Source organism: Citrobacter sp. RHBSTW-00570, assembly GCF_013739755.1.
Lineage (GTDB): Bacteria > Pseudomonadota > Gammaproteobacteria > Enterobacterales > Enterobacteriaceae > Citrobacter > Citrobacter braakii.
On the sequence record NZ_CP056399.1, the window covers coordinates 4,218,490 to 4,236,317 of the forward strand.

Annotated in this window: 18 protein-coding genes; 8 read left to right on the forward strand and 10 right to left on the reverse strand. The window is 52.7% G+C overall.

Annotated elements, in window-relative coordinates; all coding sequences use genetic code 11:
- Window position 1 precedes the first annotated feature (1 nt).
- Window positions 2-379 (forward strand): Co2+/Mg2+ efflux protein ApaG, encoded by a 378-nt coding sequence (apaG, locus tag HV237_RS20040; RefSeq protein WP_003018867.1) that lies wholly within the window; start codon window positions 2-4, stop codon window positions 377-379.
- A 10-nt stretch (window positions 380-389) separates the two neighbouring features.
- Complete coding sequence (gene apaH / locus HV237_RS20045) at window positions 390-1,238, forward strand: bis(5'-nucleosyl)-tetraphosphatase (symmetrical) ApaH (RefSeq protein WP_016151663.1); 849 nt, start codon at window positions 390-392, stop codon at window positions 1,236-1,238.
- A gap of 94 nt (window positions 1,239-1,332) precedes the next feature.
- Here the strand turns inward: apaH and folA are convergent, their stop codons facing one another.
- The 9 genes from folA to HV237_RS20090 all read right to left on the reverse strand — a co-directional run bounded on the left by folA (window position 1,333) and on the right by HV237_RS20090 (window position 9,624).
- Window positions 1,333-1,812: a type 3 dihydrofolate reductase gene (folA, locus tag HV237_RS20050; protein ID WP_016151662.1), complete on the reverse strand. Its 480-nt coding sequence runs from the start codon at window positions 1,810-1,812 to the stop codon at window positions 1,333-1,335.
- A gap of 198 nt (window positions 1,813-2,010) precedes the next feature.
- A complete protein-coding gene (gene kefC / locus HV237_RS20055; RefSeq protein ID WP_016151661.1) occupies window positions 2,011-3,873 on the reverse strand; it encodes a glutathione-regulated potassium-efflux system protein KefC in 1,863 nt (620 codons plus the stop codon).
- A complete protein-coding gene (gene kefF / locus HV237_RS20060; protein WP_016151660.1) occupies window positions 3,866-4,396 on the reverse strand; it encodes a glutathione-regulated potassium-efflux system oxidoreductase KefF in 531 nt (176 codons plus the stop codon). The genes kefC and kefF overlap by 8 nt, the downstream gene beginning before the upstream one ends.
- A 103-nt stretch (window positions 4,397-4,499) precedes the next feature.
- Complete coding sequence (locus HV237_RS20065; protein WP_003018880.1) at window positions 4,500-4,733, reverse strand: YgdI/YgdR family lipoprotein; 234 nt, start codon at window positions 4,731-4,733, stop codon at window positions 4,500-4,502.
- A gap of 90 nt (window positions 4,734-4,823) precedes the next feature.
- Window positions 4,824-6,167, reverse strand: coding sequence for an MFS transporter (locus HV237_RS20070; RefSeq protein ID WP_016151659.1), 1,344 nt, complete (start codon window positions 6,165-6,167; stop codon window positions 4,824-4,826).
- A gap of 109 nt (window positions 6,168-6,276) precedes the next feature.
- A complete protein-coding gene (gene fixX / locus HV237_RS20075) occupies window positions 6,277-6,564 on the reverse strand; it encodes a ferredoxin-like protein FixX (protein WP_000203738.1) in 288 nt (95 codons plus the stop codon).
- Window positions 6,561-7,847, reverse strand: coding sequence for an FAD-dependent oxidoreductase (locus tag HV237_RS20080; RefSeq protein WP_047358345.1), 1,287 nt, complete (start codon window positions 7,845-7,847; stop codon window positions 6,561-6,563). The genes fixX and HV237_RS20080 overlap by 4 nt, the downstream gene beginning before the upstream one ends.
- Window positions 7,848-7,896: 49 nt before the next feature.
- Entirely contained in the window at window positions 7,897-8,838 is a 942-nt protein-coding gene (locus HV237_RS20085) for an electron transfer flavoprotein subunit alpha/FixB family protein (RefSeq protein WP_016155671.1), read from the reverse strand.
- Window positions 8,839-8,853: 15 nt separating this feature from the next.
- Window positions 8,854-9,624: an electron transfer flavoprotein FixA gene (locus HV237_RS20090; protein WP_016155670.1), complete on the reverse strand. Its 771-nt coding sequence runs from the start codon at window positions 9,622-9,624 to the stop codon at window positions 8,854-8,856.
- 481 nt (window positions 9,625-10,105) lie between these two features.
- On the opposite strand from HV237_RS20090, the gene caiT reads away from it, so the two are divergent.
- From caiT to caiE, 6 genes are all read left to right on the forward strand, one after another.
- Window positions 10,106-11,623: an L-carnitine/gamma-butyrobetaine antiporter gene (caiT, locus tag HV237_RS20095; protein ID WP_019078351.1), complete on the forward strand. Its 1,518-nt coding sequence runs from the start codon at window positions 10,106-10,108 to the stop codon at window positions 11,621-11,623.
- A gap of 34 nt (window positions 11,624-11,657) precedes the next feature.
- Window positions 11,658-12,800, forward strand: a complete 1,143-nt coding sequence (gene caiA, locus HV237_RS20100; protein ID WP_003018898.1) for a crotonobetainyl-CoA dehydrogenase — start codon at window positions 11,658-11,660, stop codon at window positions 12,798-12,800.
- 105 nt (window positions 12,801-12,905) lie between these two features.
- On the forward strand, window positions 12,906-14,123 hold the full coding sequence (gene caiB / locus HV237_RS20105; RefSeq protein ID WP_016155668.1) for an L-carnitine CoA-transferase: 1,218 nt from the start codon (window positions 12,906-12,908) through the stop codon (window positions 14,121-14,123).
- A 62-nt stretch (window positions 14,124-14,185) separates the two neighbouring features.
- A complete protein-coding gene (gene caiC / locus HV237_RS20110) occupies window positions 14,186-15,739 on the forward strand; it encodes a crotonobetaine/carnitine-CoA ligase (RefSeq protein ID WP_047358346.1) in 1,554 nt (517 codons plus the stop codon).
- A 54-nt stretch (window positions 15,740-15,793) separates the two neighbouring features.
- Window positions 15,794-16,579, forward strand: a complete 786-nt coding sequence (caiD, locus tag HV237_RS20115) for a crotonobetainyl-CoA hydratase (protein WP_000004376.1) — start codon at window positions 15,794-15,796, stop codon at window positions 16,577-16,579.
- Window positions 16,580-16,639: 60 nt separating this feature from the next.
- A complete protein-coding gene (gene caiE / locus HV237_RS20120; RefSeq protein WP_047358347.1) occupies window positions 16,640-17,236 on the forward strand; it encodes a carnitine operon protein CaiE in 597 nt (198 codons plus the stop codon).
- Between the two features lie 42 nt (window positions 17,237-17,278).
- Here caiE and caiF read toward each other — a convergent pair whose 3' ends face one another.
- Entirely contained in the window at window positions 17,279-17,674 is a 396-nt protein-coding gene (caiF, locus tag HV237_RS20125; protein WP_016151651.1) for a carnitine metabolism transcriptional regulator CaiF, read from the reverse strand.
- Window positions 17,675-17,828: the final 154 nt, after the last annotated feature.

The window sequence follows — 17,828 nt, forward strand, 5'->3', positions numbered from 1 at the left end:
CATGATCAATTCGCCCCGAGTGTGCATTCAGGTACAAAGCGTCTACATTGAGGCGCAATCCTCACCTGATGATGAACGTTACGTTTTTGCTTATACCGTGACTATCCGCAATTTGGGGCGAGCGCCTGTGCAGCTGTTGGGGCGTTATTGGTTGATCACCAATGGTCATGGCCGTGAAACCGAAGTTCAGGGCGAAGGCGTGGTTGGCGTTCAGCCCCACATCGAACCTGGCGAAGAGTACCAGTACACCAGCGGTGCGGTGATTGAAACACCGCTGGGCACCATGCAGGGTCATTACGAAATGATCGATGAGCAAGGGATCGCCTTTACCATCGACATTCCCGTGTTCCGACTCGCCGTTCCTACACTCATTCATTAAAACAATAGCTATGGCAACATACCTCATTGGCGACGTTCACGGTTGTTACGATGAACTGGTAGCCTTGCTGCACCAGGTTGACTTTAATCCAGAACAAGACACCTTATGGCTCACCGGCGATCTGGTCGCGCGTGGGCCAGGGTCGTTAGACGTTTTGCGCTACGTTAAATCGCTGGGCGACAGCGTACGGTTAGTCCTCGGTAATCACGATTTACACCTGTTGGCCGTGTTTGCTGGCATCAGCCGTAATAAACCGAAAGACCGGCTCACGCCGCTGCTTGAGGCACCGGATGCTGACACGCTGCTTAACTGGCTACGTCGTCAGCCGCTGTTGCAGGTTGATGAAGAGAAGAAACTGGTCATGGCGCATGCAGGGATTACCCCACAGTGGGATCTGCAGACGGCGAAGGACTGTGCTCGCGATGTTGAAGCCGTGCTGTCGAGCGACTCTTATCCATTCTTTCTTGATGCCATGTACGGCGACATGCCAAATAACTGGACCCCGGAGCTGACGGGGCTGGCGCGCCTGCGTTTTATTACCAACGCGTTTACCCGCATGCGTTACTGCTTCCCCAACGGTCAGTTGGATATGTACAGCAAAGAGTCGCCAGAAGATGCGCCTGCCCCGCTGAAACCGTGGTTTGCCATTCCTGGACCGGTCAGTGAAGCCTATAGCATTGCATTCGGGCACTGGGCATCGCTGGAGGGCAAAGGCACGCCAGAAGGTATTTACGCGTTAGATACGGGGTGTTGCTGGGGCGGGGATCTTACCTGTCTGCGCTGGGAAGACAAACAGTACTTTGTACAACCATCAAATCGCCATCTGAATCTGGATCCCGGCGAGGCCGTCAACGCCTGATAGTCGTCTGCCGGATGGCGGTGCTTACACCTTATCCGGCAAACGAATGTGCAATCTGTAGGCCTGATTAGCGCAACGCCATCAGGCATCCACATTAACGACGTTCCAAAATCTCGAAGCAGTAGCTGTGGGAGTTTTGCGCGTCAGCATCGTGGAATTCACTGAACACCGATTCCCAGTCATCCGGTTCGTAGTCCGGGAAATGCGTATCCCCTTCAACTTCCGCATCAATGTGTGTCAGATACAGTTTCTGCGCTTTCGGCAGGAACTGCTCATACACACGCCCACCGCCAATAACCATGATTTCAGGTTCATCGCCACAGGCCGCGATCGCTTCCTCAACAGACTTCACCCACTGCACGCGATCGTCGGTGCCAGGCTTGCTGCTGATGACGATATTTTTACGCCCTGGCAACGGTCGCCCGATGGATTCCCACGTGTGGCGTCCCATGACAACCGGCTTGTTTAAGGTATTACGTTTAAACCAGGCGAGATCGGCAGGTAGGTTCCATGGCATGGCATTTTCCATACCGATGACGCGATCTACCGCTAACGCCGCAATCAGACTGATCATTGAATGTTTCCCGGATACAAAAAAATTGTCGCCACTATACGGAAAGCGCAATCTTTCGTCGACTGGCGGAAAGAGGATGAGCATGAAAATTTTCCGTTCTGCTGGCGAACCGACCTATTTAAGGTGGTACGCCAGCATTACAGTAGTTCAAAAACAGCCAATTAGCAGTAAAGTTTGCAGAACATCACATTTTTTACCCTATGCTGACGGTTTCACTTCCGGCTCATCGGCGACGTCGCCCGTATGCTTACCTTCATCCGTGCCTTGCCAGCCATGGCGTTGAATTAATGATAAGTGCTGACGATCTTCCGCAATAATTTCACTCAGCATTTCGCTGGTGCGTTTATATACCGCCGCGCGGGACGTTGCGTCATTTTCCCCTTTCACCATCTCCTCAACCATCAGCGTGTTGAAGCGGCGGAATACATCGGCCCGCTCACGCGCTTCATAGCGTCCAAGCCCAAGACCTTCCAGTGCCAGACGTCCGGTCTTCAGCGCGCCCTCAAAGGTTTCACGTTCCGGCATCTCCACGCCAGCCTGGCGCAGGCGGATGTAATGATCCACATCGCGCGCACGGGCAATAATTTGCAGATGCGGGAAATACTGTTTCACCATTTCGGTCAGTTGCAGGCTGGTTTGCGGATCGTCAATGGCGTTAATAATAACTTCAGCTTTAGCCGCCCCGGCAGACTCCAGCAGATCCATCCGCGTCGCATCGCCATAGAAAACCTTCATGCCGAATTTACGCAGCGTTTCGATATGGTCCGGGTCATGATCAAGAACCACCATTTTGACCCCGCTCGACAACAACAGACGACCGGTTATCTGACCAAATCGCCCAAACCCGGCGATGATCACCCGAGGTTGTTCCTCGTCAATTTCATCTGCTTCCCGCTCTTCACCGGTCGCCGATTTTTCCAGACGCGTCAGAATTACCAGTAAAATCGGCGTCGCCGCCATCGACAGCGCCACCGCCAGCGTCAGAGATTTCGCCCAATCAGGATCAAGCACGTTTGCCATTTGCGCCGCGCCAAACACCACAAAGGCAAACTCACTGCCCTGCCCTAATAACACGGCAAACCATCTGCGCTGCTTGTTCGGCACCTGTAAGGGTTTCGCTATCAGCCACAGCATGACAGTTTTGATAACCAGGAAACCGACCAACAGAATGATAATGCGCAAGGGATTATCAATCAGCGTACCAAAGTCGATAGACATCCCGACGCCGATGAAAAACAGTCCCAGCAGCAGCCCTTTAAATGGCTCGATATCGCTTTCCAGCGCGTGACGATACTCAGAGCTTGCCAGCAGCACACCGGCCAGGAACGCCCCCATCGCCATCGACAGTCCAACCTCTTCCAACAACAGACCGAAGCCAAAAACGAGGAACAGCGCAACGGCACTGAATACTTCCCGCAGGCCAGAACGAGCGACAAAACGCAAGGCCGGACGCGTCACATAACGCCCCAGCAACACCACCAGCACCAGGGCGCTCGCCACCTTAAGGGCGGAGAGCGCAAACGCCCCAAGCGTTGTCGATGCTCCGCTCGCCGCAAGTAATGGGATCATCGCCACCAGAGGAATAGCGGCGATATCCTGGAACAACAGCACGGCAAACGCGCTGCGCCCCATTTGCGAAACCATCAGGTTTCGCTCATTCATCGCCTGCATAGCAATAGCCGTGGAGGAAAGCGCCAGCGTCATGCCGATCAGTTCCGCTACCTGCCAGCGCAGGCCGAGGAACATACAGAACAAACCAATCAGACCGCCGCATACCACCATCTGCAGCGCACCACCACCGAACACCGAGGCCCGCAGTTTCCACAAACGTTGCGGATCCAGCTCCAGACCGATGACAAACAGCATCAGCACCACGCCGATCTCGGCAAAATGCAGGATTGATTCAGCGTCGGTCACCATCCTCAGACCCCATGGTCCAATAATGCACCCTGCGATGAGATACCCCAGCACTGATCCTAGCCCCAGTCGCACGGCAATGGGGACAATCAGCGCCGCCGATCCGAGATAAATCAGCGCCTGTATTAGCGTATGGTTATCCATGATGAACCTCCTGCCACTCCAACAGACGCTGTTTGTAATGACGCGCCTGCGCCTGCAGAGTTTCATCATCACAGATAAACGTACAGTGCATCGCAAACGGCGGCAGCCATTTGAGGCCACAGTAGAGTGCCGTTGCCTGTAAGGGCTGGGAAAGCACATCAAATCCGGGATGGGAGCCAATATCAAAGTGGTTTTCGCCGCCGCCGGTCGTCACTGCCCACAGCAGATGTTTACCGTGGAGCGCAGTCCCGCCGTGGCCATACGCCCAACCGTGCGAAAGGACCTTATCCATCCACAGCTTGAGTAAGGGAGGAGTGCTATACCATTGCATAGGATGCTGCCAGATAATCAAATCAGCGCGCGCCAGCGCATCCTGTTCAGCGGCAATATCAATATTGAAGTCGGGGTAGAGCTGGTAGAGCGAGCGGATCTCCACGCCCTCCAGCATCCTTGCCTGTTCAAGCATCCGCTTATTCGCATGCGAGTGCTGCGGATAGGGATGCGCATAAATGATGAGGATCATGATTAGCCTGTTTCACTGCATTATTGTAATAACAGTGAGTTTAGTCAGTTAATCCGCAGGCTAACAGTCAATATTATTGAGTGGTTGAATGGAGAAAACTGAACTAGTTATCCAGTTCGCTCATATCTTTAACCTGATCGCGGTTAATTTGTTCCGTCTTACCCGTTTGCGCATTTTTGTACGACACCAGGCCTGTATCATCATCGACTTGCGGTTTGCCGTCGGTCACGATTGTTTTGCCATCGGTAGTTTTAACCGCCTGGTTCGAGGAGCAACCGGCTACGGTGAACAATGCTGCTGCGGTAAAAATAGAGGTGATCAGAATATGTTTTTGCATGGTGTTCTCCCTGCTTTTCAGTCGTTTTCAGTGATATACCCGTTAACTGTAGGCTAACTGACTGAGTTGCAGGGAAAATACAGAACACTCCTAATAACCCGTCCTGGTCACGGGTTTACTGCGGATCGTCATTTGGCTGGTTTGCGCCAGCGTCAGACCTCGCGTTTCCGGGGCGAAAGCGATGGACACGAGCAGGCCAATCAGCGAAATTCCCGCCCCCATCAACATGACATTACTGATCCCGTATTTGGTGATGAACACTGGCAGCGCCCAGGTTGAAACAATGGTGCCGATACGGCTTAAGGACATAATCACCCCGACGGCAGACGCACGAATATCGGTGGGAAACAGTTCGTTAGGGTATAGCCATTGCAGGTTTCCTGGTCCCCCAGAGAAAAATGCGTATACGGCAAACGCCAGCACCACCAGCCACGCGCCCATATCAGGGATTAACCCCAGCACGGCCAGCGCCAGCGTCATCATAATGAAGCTGCCAATTAACAGCGGTCGTCGGCCCGCGCTATTAAGCCAGAACATGGGAGGAATGCATCCCAACATAAAGCACAAGCTGATTACCACATTTCCCAACGCGGCGCTTTTCCCGGCACCAAGCCCCAGTAGCCCCACAATCTGCGGACCAAAGGTATAAATGGCAAACATCGGGATCACCTGACAAGTCCAGATAGCGGCGACAAACAGTACAAACGGGAAATGACGGCGATTAAATAGCTGAAGAAAGCGCGTCTCCTGCGGCGCTTCTTCGTCGAACACCACCGGTTCGCCGAACAGTTTGATCATCATCTCCTCACACTCTTTCACCCGACCTTTACGCAGCAGCCAGCGCGGCGATTCAGGAAGATCGAAACGCCCAATCAGGATCAAAATGCAGGGGATCACCGCGCTGCCCAACATCCAGCGCCATCCGCCCTCAACATCATACAACCAGTAGCCGACCAGATCGGCACAGGTGGCGCCGACATACCACATAGCGGCGATAAAACCGATGGAGAAAGCGCGTTGGCGGGTATTGGAAAACTCGGTGATCATCGAGGTGGCGATCGGGTAGTCGGCACCAATCACAATACCGATCAGCACGCGCATTACCAACAGCTCAACGGGCGAGGAGACAAACATGGTTGCCGCCGATATCACGCCAATGGCGATAATATCGATAATGAACATTTTGCGCCGCCCGACCTTGTCGGAGATGTAGCCAAACAGCGACGTCCCCACAAACAGCCCCGCGAGCGTACCGGCGCCCAGCAGACCAATCCACTGCGCATCCAGTTTCAATGCTGGCGTGAGCTGTTCCAATGCCACGCCAATCATCACCAGCACATAACCATCCAGAAACGGCCCACCGCTTCCCCACAGCATTATCCGGCGGTGAATAGAGGTGAATTTGATGTCATCAAAGTTCCTGGGCTGCTGCATGGTTATGTCCTGTTTTATTTTAACTTAATGCCTGATGACGTTACGCTTATCAGGCCTACGCATTGTTCCTGTAGGCCGGATAAGGCGAAGCCGCCATCCGGCACCAGGTTTAGCCGTAGCGGAACTCCACGCCAAACGTCCCACGCGGGTATTCCCATTTTTCCAGCGCTGTATCCAGTCCGAGAATGCGGCACGTTCCGCATTCCAGGCATCCGGCATAATCAAAACGTACGCTACCGTCATCCTGCTTTTTATACAGTCCAGCCGGACAGGCCTTAATCAGCACCTCCAGCACCTGTTTATCAGGATCGGTTTTGAGAATGATATGCGGACTGTCTTCATCCACATTGAACTTATTGACGCCCAGTTTGACGTCCACGTTGACGGGAGATGTCATAATACGGTCACTCCTTTCAGGCCATCTTTCATCAGGTTGATGAAGCCCACTTTCTTCGCATGGCGCAGGATTTTTTTACGCATTGGCACCGGTGCCGAACCATCCACGGTGAACAGGTCGCGCGCAATGCTGACCGCCATTTCCGGATAAGCGGTAAACATGCGTGGGTTATCAAGAAAAGCGGGTAGCTTCTGATACATGCGCATATCGCGCATCGGGCCTTCGTCCAGATGCTGACGGTATTCCCCCAGCGACTGCTTGCTAAAATCGTCGCGCTTCATTGCGGAAAGTACCGTTTTCGCCGCCGCTTCACCTGCGGATATGGCGAGATCCATACCGCGAATGGTAAAGCCGAGGTTCATACACATTCCGGCAGCGTCACCAGCAATCAATACGCCGTCCCCCACCAGTTCTGGCTGCATGTTGATACCGGCTTCCGGTACGACGTGCGCGGCATATTCCACCAGCTTGCCACCGGCGATCAGCGGGGCAACCGCCGGATGTTGTTTGAAATCTTCCAGCATTTGCGGAACCGATTTTTTCGCATCTTTCAGATGATGAAGGCCGCAGACCAGTCCCAGAGAAAGGGTCGTTTCATTCGTATAGAGAAAGCCACCACCCATCAACCCATCGGTGGGCGATCCGGCAAACAGACAGGCAGCCCCTTCGTTCCCTTGTAACTGGAAACGATCTTCAATTACCGATTTCGGCAACTCGATCAGCTCTTTTACGCCGACGGCAACATGCGATGCCTCGACGCGCTTTGCCATACCCAACTTTTCAGCCAACAGAGAATTCACTCCGTCGGCAAGGATCACCACTTTGGCTTCCAGAATATCGCCATCGGCTTCCACGCCCACGACTTTGCCCTCGCGCTGCACAACGTTATCCACGCGGATACCGGTGATGAGCTGAGCGCCAGCTTCTTCGGCCTGTTCCATCAGCCAGGCGTCAAATTTACTGCGTAAGACAGAGTAAGAAACCTGCGACGATTTGGCGTCTTCGCCGTTGCAATAGTCGATGGTCATCGCCCCTTTGTCGGTCATAAAGGCGAGTTTTTCGTGGGTGATGATGCGTTCAATGGGGGCCTGCTCAGCAAAGCCGGGAATGATGTTCTCCAGGCTATGCGCATACATGCGCCCACCGGTGACATTCTTCGCGCCAGCAGAATTGCCGCGCTCGATGACCAGCACCTGTGCGCCCTCCCGAGCCAGCACCAGCGCCGCAACCGAACCCGCCAGACCTGCACCCACGATGATGGCATCAAAGATATCTTCGGACATACGTACTCCTGTCAGCGGCAGGACACCTTCGCATCCTGCCCGAAATGGTTTAACGCGCTAAAGCAGCCGTCAGCGCAGGCAGGATCTTCAGTGCATCGCCAACGATGCCAAAATCCGCATACTGGAAGATCGGCGCATTTTTATCTTTGTTGATGGCGAAAATCGTCTGCGCGCCGTTGGCGCCGACCATATGTTGGATCTGCCCGGAGATCCCCACGGCCAGATACAGTTCCGGCTTGAGCATCAGGTTGGAGATGCCGACGTAGCGTTCGTGTTCCATCCACTTCTCGTTTTCCGCCACCGGACGGGAGCACGCCAGCTCGGCACCAATCGTCTGGCACAGCGCCTCCGCCAGCGAGATATTTTCTTTGCTGCCGATCCCGCGTCCCACGCTAACCACCAGACGGGCTTTGTCGAGGTCGACGCTGTTGCTCTGACGTGCCTGAGTTGCCGTACGAGTAACGGCTACAGCCGGAGCCTGCCATGACACACTGTGCACCTCGCCGCTGCGGGCGGTATCCGGTTGCTGCGCGTCAAACGTTCCACTGCTGAGCGTTATCACGGCGAACGGTGAAGCGATTGTTTCTGCCCCCATCGCCAGGCCGCCGTAGACCATATGTTTTACCGCCGCTTTTCCGTCCTGCACGGCGACTGCACTGGCGTCATTTGAGACCGCTGCCGACAAGCGAAAACCCAGTTTTGCCGCTAATAGCTTGCCGCGACGCGTATTCGGCAGCAGCACCGCCCCGCCCTCGCTGTGCTGACGAATAGTTTCGGCCATCACATCAGCGTAGTCTTCGACCATACGGTCTTCTGGTTTACCGCTGAGTAACCAGACATCATCTGCGCCTAAATGGCATGCCGTCGCGCAGTCCGCTTCACTCAGCACAAACGTGTTAACTTTTTCACCTAAAGCCTGCGCACCATTCATCAGTTCCGGCAGACGAGAAGGGGTATCGCTGAATACCCAGATACTGGAAAATTTGTTCATAACATCCCCTGATAATTAAATGATTTTGCGAAGATTCTCGACAAACGCGGCAATCTGTTCTTCACCGTCACCTTCAATTACAACGCGCTGACGCTCGCGCTGCTTCGGTGCAGCAACGTGTTGTTCGGAATATGCCTGCGCGCTGTTCAGGCCAATGTCTGCCGGCGACCAGACCTGAACCGGTTTTTTCGCCGCGCCAAGAATGGCTTTCATGGAAGGGATTTGTGGGGTGTTGATGTCCGTTGAGACCGCGATCACCGCCGGAAGCGGAATGCTCAGAGTTTCGACTTCATCTTCCAGTTCACGCTCTACCGTCAGAGTGCTGTCGGTAAGAGAGAGGATTTTACTCACGCCGTTAATCGCCGGAACGTTCAGCGCTTCGCCCACCAGCAGACCAACCTGCTGAGCATAAAGATCGGAAGAACCGTCACCGCAAATAAGCAGATCGAAACCTGCTTTTTGCGCGGCGGCAGCCAGCGCGCTGGCAGTTTGTTGCGGCAGCGCCTGCTCAAATTGATCGTCAATAACAACAATCAGTTCATCTGGGCCACGGGAAAGCACATCTTTTCGCCCTTTTGCATTGGTCAGCGCTTTGCCGCCGACGCTCATGGCCACAACAAGGGCCTCTCCTGACTGTTGTTTCAACTGACAAGCCGCTTCGATCGCATTCAGATCATACTGGCTTATTTTGCCATCCGCTTTGCTGAAATCGAGTGAACCATCAGCATTATTAATCGCAATATCCTGTTCATCAGGTACGCATTTGTAGCAAGTAATTATCTTCATTGCATCTCCAGAAATCATGAAGGAAACGTATTTATATCGGCAGTGTTAAATACAGATATCACGCTCTTTAATTCGGAAATAAAACCTTAATCACCAATATTGAAAATGTCACACATTGAAATTCGTAACTTTCAATAGTGTTATGCACCTCACCAATATTGAAAGAATCACGTCAAATATGAAAATTTTCAATATTGTCTGCGGGTTCAACAATATTGAACGCCAGCCACTTAAAAAAGTTAAAAAACCACATTCAACTAATTGATTAAAAACAAAAAATATCAAATTTTTAAGCGAATTACTCAGCATAAAAAAGTGTGACGAAGATAACAGAACCACCCGATATGAATACTCATTATGGGTTACTCACTGAGGCGCTCCCAGAGGTTAAAAAGTTATCAACAAATCATTAATAATAAATAAACAAACGATCATGCACGGGCACGCTAAATAAGTTTCGTTTTCACACTGGAATTCACTTATGAAAAATGAAAAGAGAAAATCGGGAATTGAACCGAAGGTTTTTTTTCCGCCATTAATAATAGTTGGGATACTTTGTTGGCTAACTGTAAGAGATCTCGATGCCGCTAACGTCGTTATTAATGCGGTATTCAGTTATGTCACCAATGTCTGGGGCTGGGCATTTGAATGGTATATGGTCGTCATGCTCTTCGGCTGGTTCTGGTTGGTCTTTGGCCCGTATGCCAAAAAGAAATTAGGCGACGAAAAACCAGAGTTTAGTACCGCCAGCTGGATTTTTATGATGTTCGCTTCCTGTACATCCGCCGCGGTGCTGTTCTGGGGTTCCATCGAGATCTACTACTACATCTCCACCCCGCCGTTTGCTCTCGCGCCTAACTCTACGGGCGCGAAAGAGCTGGGCCTGGCGTACAGTCTGTTCCACTGGGGACCGTTGCCGTGGGCAACCTACAGTTTCCTTTCTGTGGCTTTCGCCTACTTCTTCTTTGTGCGCAAGATGGACGTCATCCGTCCCAGCTCCACGCTGGTACCGTTAGTGGGCGAGAAGCATGCAAAAGGGCTGTTCGGCACCATCGTCGATAACTTCTATCTGGTGGCGCTGATCTTCGCGATGGGTACCAGCCTCGGTCTGGCCACTCCGCTGGTAACCGAGTGCATGCAGTATCTGTTCGGTATTCCGCATACGCTGCAACTCGACGCAATCATCATTACCTGCTGGATCATATTGAACGCCATTTGCGTGGCCTGCGGCCTGCAAAAAGGGGTCAAGATCGCCAGCGACGTGCGTAGCTATCTGAGCTTCCTGATGCTGGGCTGGGTGTTTATCGTCAGCGGCGCCAGCTTCATCATGAACTACTTCACCGACTCCGTCGGCATGCTGTTGATGTATCTGCCGCGCATGCTGTTCTATACCGATGCCATCGGTAAAGGCGGCTTCCCACAGGGCTGGACCGTCTTCTACTGGGCGTGGTGGGTCATTTACGCCATCCAGATGAGTATCTTCCTGGCCCGTATTTCTCGTGGTCGTACCGTCCGTGAACTGTGCTTCGGGATGGTGCTGGGCCTGACCGCGTCGACCTGGATCCTGTGGACAGTCCTTGGCAGCAACACGCTGCTGCTGATGGATAAAAACATTCTCAACATCCCGCAGCTGATTGAACAACACGGCGTGGCGCGCGCCATTATCGAAACCTGGGCTGCTCTACCGCTCAGCACCGCCACCATGTGGGGCTTCTTCATCCTCTGCTTTATTGCCACCGTGACGCTGATTAACGCCTGCTCTTACACCCTGGCGATGTCCACCTGTCGTGAAGTCCGCGATGGTGAAGAACCGCCGCTGTTAGTGCGTATCGGCTGGTCCGTTCTGGTCGGCATCATCGGTATCGTTCTGCTGGCGCTGGGTGGGCTGAAGCCGATTCAGACCGCGATTATCGCCGGAGGATGTCCGCTGTTCTTCGTCAACATCATGGTGACGCTGTCCTTTATTAAAGACGCCAAAGTGCACTGGAAAGACAAGTAATTCTTATTAACCCAATTGATCAAGAGGCTGAAAGATGGATTTCAACTTAAATGACGAGCAGGAGCTGTTTGTCGCCGGTATTCGTGAATTGATGGCCAGTGAGAACTGGGAAGCTTATTTTGCCGAGTGCGATCGTGACAGCGTCTACCCTGAGCGTTTTGTAAAAGCGCTGGCGGATATGGGCATTGATAGTCTGTTGATCCCGGAAGAACACGGTGGTCTGGAAGCGGGTTTTGTTACCGTCGCTGCCGTCTGGATGGAGCTGGGTCGTCTTGGTGCGCCAACTTACGTGTTGTACCAATTGCCGGGCGGTTTTAACACTTTTCTGCGTGAAGGTACCCAAGAGCAGATTGATAAAATCATGGCATTCCAGGGAACCGGTAAGCAGATGTGGAACTCTGCCATCACCGAACCGGGAGCGGGATCGGATGTTGGCAGCCTGAAAACCACTTATACACGTAAAAATGGTAAGGTTTATCTTAATGGCAGTAAGTGCTTTATCACCAGTAGCGCCTATACCCCGTACATCGTGGTTATGGCGAGAGATGGTGCATCGCCGGATAAACCTGTTTACACCGAGTGGTTCGTTGACATGAGCAAAGCGGGTATCAAGGTCAACAAGCTGGAGAAACTCGGTCTGCGCATGGATAGCTGCTGTGAAATCACCTTTGACGACGTTGAACTGGACGAGAAAGACATGTTCGGTCGGGAAGGTAATGGTTTCAACCGCGTGAAAGAAGAGTTCGATCATGAACGTTTTCTCGTCGCGCTGACCAACTACGGTACGGCAATGTGCGCTTTTGAAGACGCCGCGCGCTACGCCAATCAGCGCGTGCAGTTTGGCGAAACGATCGGCCGTTTCCAGCTGATTCAGGAGAAGTTCGCGCATATGGCGATCAAACTGAATTCCATGAAAAACATGCTGCTTGAAGCGGCATGGAAAGCGGATAACGGCACCATCACTTCGGGCGATGCGGCAATGTGCAAATACTTCTGCGCCAACGCCGCGTTTGAAGTGGTCGATACCGCCATGCAGGTACTGGGCGGTGTAGGTATCGCGGGTAACCATCGCATCACGCGTTTCTGGCGCGATCTGCGCGTTGACCGTGTTTCTGGTGGCTCTGATGAAATGCAGATCCTGACGTTGGGTCGTGCGGTACTCAAGCAATACCGCTAATTCAGCACGATTCGTAGGCCGGATAAGGCGTTTACGCCGCCATCCGGCAACATGCCCGGTGGCGCTGCGCCTACCGGGCCTACAAAAAATGCCAGGAGCAAAATTATGAATCATTTACCAATGCCCACCTTTGGCCCACTTGCCGGGGTACGCGTGGTTTTTTCAGGGATCGAAATTGCCGGCCCGTTCGCCGGACAGATGTTCGCCGAATGGGGTGCTGAGGTTATCTGGATTGAAAACGTCGCATGGGCCGATACCATCCGCGTGCAACCTAACTATCCACAGCTCTCACGCCGCAACCTGCACGCCCTGTCGCTGAATATTTTCAAAGATGAAGGCCGGGAAGCGTTTCTGAAGCTCATGGAAACCACCGATATTTTCATTGAAGCCAGTAAAGGCCCGGCCTTTGCTCGCCGCGGCATTACCGATGACGTGCTGTGGGAACATAACCCAAAACTGGTTATCGCCCACCTTTCCGGCTTCGGCCAGTTTGGTACCGAGGAGTACACCAATCTTCCGGCATATAACACCATCGCGCAGGCGTTCAGCGGCTATCTGATCCAAAACGGTGATGTTGATCAGCCGATGCCGGCCTTCCCGTACACCGCCGATTACTTCTCCGGGATGACCGCAACGACAGCAGCGCTGGCAGCCCTGCACAAAGTACGCGAAACGGGTAAGGGTGAAAGCATTGATATCGCCATGTACGAAGTGATGCTGCGTATGGGTCAGTACTTCATGATGGACTACTTCAACGGCGGCGAAATTTGTCCACGCATGACCAAAGGCAAAGACCCGTATTACGCTGGCTGCGGTCTCTATAAATGCGCCGATGGCTATATCGTCATGGAGCTGGTCGGCATCACGCAAATCAACGAGTGCTTCAATGATATTGGCCTCGCCCACATTCTTGGCACACCGGAAGTCCCGGAAGGCACCCAGCTTATCCATCGCGTGGAATGCCCTTACGGCCCGCTCGTGGAAGAGAAACTGGACGCCTGGCTGGCAACGCACACCATCGCCGAAGTCCAGGCGCGCTTTGCTGAGCTGAATATCGCCTGCGCGAAGGTACTGACCATTCCTGAACTGGAAGGCAACCCGCAGTACGTTGCCCGTGAATCCATTACTCAGTGGCAAACGATGGACGGCCGCACCTGCAAAGGGCCGAACATCATGCCGAAATTTAAAAACAACCCAGGGAAAATCTGGCGTGGCATGCCGTCACACGGCATGGATACCGCCGCCATTCTGAAAAACATTGGTTATAGCGAAGCAGACATAAATGAGCTGGTCGGCAAAGGCCTGGCCAGAGTTGAGGAATAAACGCGACGCGCTGACCCGCTGGTTGGTTAGCGCTCACGCCTGATTTCAGTGGATAAAGCATTATGGATATCGTTGGCGGACAAAACTTACGTCAGATGTGGGACGACCTGGCCGGGGTGTACGGAGATAAAACGGCGTTAATTTTCGAATCCTGCGAAGGAATCGTTCGGCAGTATAGCTATGCCTCGCTCAATGAAGAGATAAACCGCACGGCGAACCTTTTCCATTCCTTAGGGATCCGCAAGGGCGACAAGGTCGCATTGCATCTGGATAACTGTCCGGAATTTATCTTTTGCTGGTTTGGACTGGCAAAAATTGGCGCCATTATGGTGCCGATTAATGCCCGCTTGCTGGGCGAAGAGAGCGCCTGGATCCTGCAAAACAGCCAGGTGAGCCTGCTGGTCACCAGTGCCGAGTTTTATCCTATGTACCGCCAGATACGGCTGGAAAATACCACTCCGCTAAATCATATCTGTCTGATTGGCGAGCAGCTTCCGGTTGACGACGGCGTGAGCCACTTTACCCAACTGCAAGCCCGCCAGTCGACTAATCTGTGCTATACGCCTGCGTTATCCACTGACGATACGGCGGAAATTCTGTTTACCTCAGGCACCACCTCGCGGCCTAAAGGGGTGGTGATTACCCACTACAACCTGCGCTTTGCGGGCTACTACACCTCCTGGCAAATCGCTCTGCGCGATGATGACGTCTATATGACGGTGATGCCCGCTTTTCATATCGACTGTCAGTGTACGGCTGCCATGGCCGCCTTCTCCGCAGGCAGCACCTTTGTGCTGGTGGAGAAGTACAGCGCCAGGGCGTTCTGGGATCAGGTGCGTAGATATCAGGCGACGGTCACCGAATGCATCCCGATGATGATCAGAACGCTGATGGTCCAACCCGCAGCCCCAACGGACAGACAGCATCACCTACGCGAAGTGATGTTCTATCTCAATTTATCCGAACAGGAAAAAGATGCCTTTATCGACCGCTTTGGCGTCAGACTGCTGACCTCCTACGGTATGACCGAAACCATCGTGGGCATTATTGGCGATCGCCCCGGAGACAAACGGCGCTGGCCCTCTATTGGTCGCGTGGGTTTTAGCTATGAAGCTGAAATCCGTGACGATCACAACCGTCCCCTGCCCGCCGGAGAAATTGGCGAAATCTGCATTAAAGGCGTGCCGGGAAAAACAATCTTCAAAGAGTACTACGCGCAACCCGACGCTACTGCCAAAGCGCTGGAACCTGAAGGGTGGTTACATACCGGTGATTCGGGTTACCAGGATGCGGACGGTTTTTTTTATTTCGTCGACAGACGCTGCAACATGATTAAACGCGGTGGGGAAAATGTCTCCTGCGTCGAGCTGGAAAATATTATTTCTGCGCATCCGAAAATTCAGGACATTGTGGTTGTCGGTATTAAAGACTCGATCCGTGATGAAGCCATTAAAGCTTTTGTCGTCCTTAATGAGGGCGAAACATTAAGCGAAGCTGAGTTCTTCAGCTTCTGCGAAAACAATATGGCGAAATTCAAGGTTCCTTCTTTTATGGAGATAAGAACCGACCTGCCGCGCAATTGTTCAGGAAAAATAATCAAAAAAAATCTGAAATAACCCTTCCGGTCGGAATTCCTCCGGCCGGGAAACCTAATTATCTGGAGATGAACTATGAGTGAATCATTACATCTGACCCGTAACGGCCCGATCCTGGAAATTACCCTTGACCGGCCTAAAGCCAATGCCATTGATGCTAAAACCAGCTTTGCAATGGGGGAAGCTTTTCTTAATTTTCGTGATGACCCGGAATTACGCGTAGCAATTATCACCGGCGGCGGAGAGAAATTCTTTTCTGCGGGCTGGGACTTAAAAGCGGCGGCCGAAGGTGAAGCGCCAGATGCCGATTTTGGCCCAGGCGGCTTCGCCGGTTTAACCGAAATTTTCGACCTCGATAAGCCGGTCATCGCCGCGGTAAACGGCTACGCGTTTGGCGGCGGTTTTGAGCTGGCGCTGGCGGCGGATTTTATCGTCTGTGCGGAAAATGCCAGCTTCGCGCTGCCGGAAGCAAAACTCGGGATCGTGCCTGACAGCGGCGGCGTACTGCGTTTACCTAAACTGCTGCCACCGGCAATCGTTAACGAAATGGTGATGACCGGCAGACGAATGAGCGCCGAAGAAGCACTGCGCTGGGGCATCGTCAACCGCGTTGTCAGCCAGAGCGAACTGATGGATAGCGCGCGCGAACTGGCGCAGCAGCTGGTAAATAGCGCCCCGCTGGCTATCGCCGCGCTGAAAGAGATTTACCGTGCGACCAGCGAAATGCCGGTGGAAGAAGGCTACCGGTACATCCGCAGCGGTGTGCTGAAGCACTATCCATCGGTGCTGCACTCGGAAGATGCGCTCGAAGGACCACAGGCATTTGCGGAAAAACGCGATCCGGTATGGAAAGGTCGTTAATGTGCCTATGCCGGATAAGGTATTTACGCCACAATCCGGCAATAAAACCGAGATAAGACAATGAGCTATTACGCCTTTGAGGGCCTGATTCCGGTGGTACATCCGGATGCCTATGTCCATCCCAGCGCTGTACTGATTGGCGATGTCATTGTGGGGGCCGGGGTTTATATTGGTCCACACGCCTCATTGCGCGGTGACTATGGTCGCCTGATTCTGGAAGCCGGTTCTAACCTGCAGGATGGCTGCATCATGCACGGCTATTGCGACACCGACACTATCGTGCATGAGAATGGACACATCGGCCATGGCGCAATCCTGCACGGCTGCGTGGTGGGCAGAGATGCGCTGATTGGCATGAACAGCGTGATTATGGACGGCGCGGTGATTGGCGAAGAGAGCATTGTCGCTGCCATGAGCTTTGTCAAAGCCGGATTTCAGGGAGAGGCAAGGCAGATGCTGGTTGGTTCACCGGTTCGCGTACTGCGTGAAGTCACGGACCAGGAGCTGCACTGGAAACGGCTGAACACCAAAGAGTATCAGGACCTTGCAATCCGCTGCCAAACAGGACTACACGAAACCTTGCCATTAACGCAGGTCGAAAAAAATCGGCCGCGCCTGAAAGGCACGACGGACGTAAAGCCAAAATCAGCACGGTAATTTATGCCGGAGAAGCGCTCACGCCGATCCGGCAAATCACCATTATCGACGCATGCTCTTGGAGAGCATCATCTGCCATTTCTGCTCACGGTTAAGCTCTGTTGGGGGAACCGCTGGCAGTCGCGGCGTTTTCGCCACACTCACCTTTTTTTCCTGCAAATTGTGATTCAATCGTCTGTAGAGATGAGAATCAATACTGATGACTTTCACCAAACGCTGGCACTGGCAGCCGCGGCCTGCAATTTGATTAGGGATCATCTTAACTTCACAAACAATTTCTCCCACTTCCGACAGAATATAAGAGAGCGTATTAATTGCTTTGCAGTGTTCAATATCAAAATGGCGGGAAATTTCCTTTGCTGTGATCCAACGATCTTCAGCCATCATCCAGTCAGCAATTAACAAATAAAGCGGTCTTTCAACATATTTTTCACACATAAGCACACCATTTCACAAATTAAAAATCTGGCTACGGCCTGTCCAAATTAATAAAAACTAAGCCATATTAAAATTGTGGATATGATGGATAGTATGCGACTTGAATGTTGATTAGTGTGAGCAACATCGTGCTTATTACATTGAAAATGTGGTT

Excerpts from the sequence above, each read along its gene's own strand:
- apaG (WP_003018867.1), top strand. The coding sequence starts at position 2 with ATGATCAATTCGCCCCGAGTGTGCATTCAGGTACAAAGCGTCTACATT.
- apaH (WP_016151663.1), top strand. The coding sequence starts at position 390 with ATGGCAACATACCTCATTGGCGACGTTCACGGTTGTTACGATGAACTG.
- folA (WP_016151662.1), bottom strand. The coding sequence starts at position 1,812 with ATGATCAGTCTGATTGCGGCGTTAGCGGTAGATCGCGTCATCGGTATG.
- kefC (WP_016151661.1), bottom strand. The coding sequence starts at position 3,873 with ATGGATAACCATACGCTAATACAGGCGCTGATTTATCTCGGATCGGCG.
- kefF (WP_016151660.1), bottom strand. The coding sequence starts at position 4,396 with ATGATCCTCATCATTTATGCGCATCCCTATCCGCAGCACTCGCATGCG.
- HV237_RS20065 (WP_003018880.1), bottom strand. The coding sequence starts at position 4,733 with ATGCAAAAACATATTCTGATCACCTCTATTTTTACCGCAGCAGCATTG.
- HV237_RS20070 (WP_016151659.1), bottom strand. The coding sequence starts at position 6,167 with ATGCAGCAGCCCAGGAACTTTGATGACATCAAATTCACCTCTATTCAC.
- fixX (WP_000203738.1), bottom strand. The coding sequence starts at position 6,564 with ATGACATCTCCCGTCAACGTGGACGTCAAACTGGGCGTCAATAAGTTC.
- HV237_RS20080 (WP_047358345.1), bottom strand. The coding sequence starts at position 7,847 with ATGTCCGAAGATATCTTTGATGCCATCATCGTGGGTGCAGGTCTGGCG.
- HV237_RS20085 (WP_016155671.1), bottom strand. The coding sequence starts at position 8,838 with ATGAACAAATTTTCCAGTATCTGGGTATTCAGCGATACCCCTTCTCGT.
- HV237_RS20090 (WP_016155670.1), bottom strand. The coding sequence starts at position 9,624 with ATGAAGATAATTACTTGCTACAAATGCGTACCTGATGAACAGGATATT.
- caiT (WP_019078351.1), top strand. The coding sequence starts at position 10,106 with ATGAAAAATGAAAAGAGAAAATCGGGAATTGAACCGAAGGTTTTTTTT.
- caiA (WP_003018898.1), top strand. The coding sequence starts at position 11,658 with ATGGATTTCAACTTAAATGACGAGCAGGAGCTGTTTGTCGCCGGTATT.
- caiB (WP_016155668.1), top strand. The coding sequence starts at position 12,906 with ATGAATCATTTACCAATGCCCACCTTTGGCCCACTTGCCGGGGTACGC.
- caiC (WP_047358346.1), top strand. The coding sequence starts at position 14,186 with ATGGATATCGTTGGCGGACAAAACTTACGTCAGATGTGGGACGACCTG.
- caiD (WP_000004376.1), top strand. The coding sequence starts at position 15,794 with ATGAGTGAATCATTACATCTGACCCGTAACGGCCCGATCCTGGAAATT.
- caiE (WP_047358347.1), top strand. The coding sequence starts at position 16,640 with ATGAGCTATTACGCCTTTGAGGGCCTGATTCCGGTGGTACATCCGGAT.
- caiF (WP_016151651.1), bottom strand. The coding sequence starts at position 17,674 with ATGTGTGAAAAATATGTTGAAAGACCGCTTTATTTGTTAATTGCTGAC.